The sequence below is a fragment of the Vibrio sp. 1249-1 genome, from assembly GCF_033340495.1.
Genome location: NZ_JAWOWJ010000815.1, coordinates 1 through 598, shown reverse-complemented (window position 1 = coordinate 598; position 598 = coordinate 1). Strand labels below are relative to the sequence as shown.

At 34.1% G+C, this 598-nt stretch carries 1 pseudogene; it reads left to right on the top strand.

Annotated elements, in window-relative coordinates:
• Window positions 1–598 (top strand): annotated as a pseudogene (locus R7Z50_RS29080) (hypothetical protein); the annotation flags it as partial.

Sequence of the window (598 nt, the reverse complement as noted above, 5' to 3'; positions counted from 1 at the left end):
TTTGCTTTAATTTGTGCTTTTGTATTTTCTTTGATTGCCTTGAAGACAGTATTAACTGGAAAAACAAGAATCAGTCACTTTTTTGTGCTATTGCTGGTTTTTTGTTTATTGTTGGTGCTGACGTATTTAGGTACGTTGCTTTTAGATTTTATCTATTACAAGCTACAGCACGAAGCAACTGGCGGCTCTTCTCGTAGCCAATTTATGGTTTCATTTACTACTTTATTAGCAGAGTCTAACCTAGCTCAACTAATTTTTGGTCATGGACTTGGTACCATGTCTGTTTTAGATAGCTTTGGTATGCGAAGTGAGGATTATTTATTCAGAATTACGAATAACTATACATTGGATATGTTTTGGGAGGGAGGTGTTGTTGGCGTTGGTTTGATCTTGCTTTTTTACTTTAAACTGATTTACCCAGGCTTGAAGTATGGTTTTAAGAATAACACTTACCTTATAGGTGCTATAATGACATTCCACTTCCTAGTAACTTCCACATACCGTTCAGAATATCTAAGTACTCATTTTTTATGGGTGTTACTAATGATCTTTTCCATATATAAACTAGCAGAATTCCAGAGTAATAATGTTAACAATT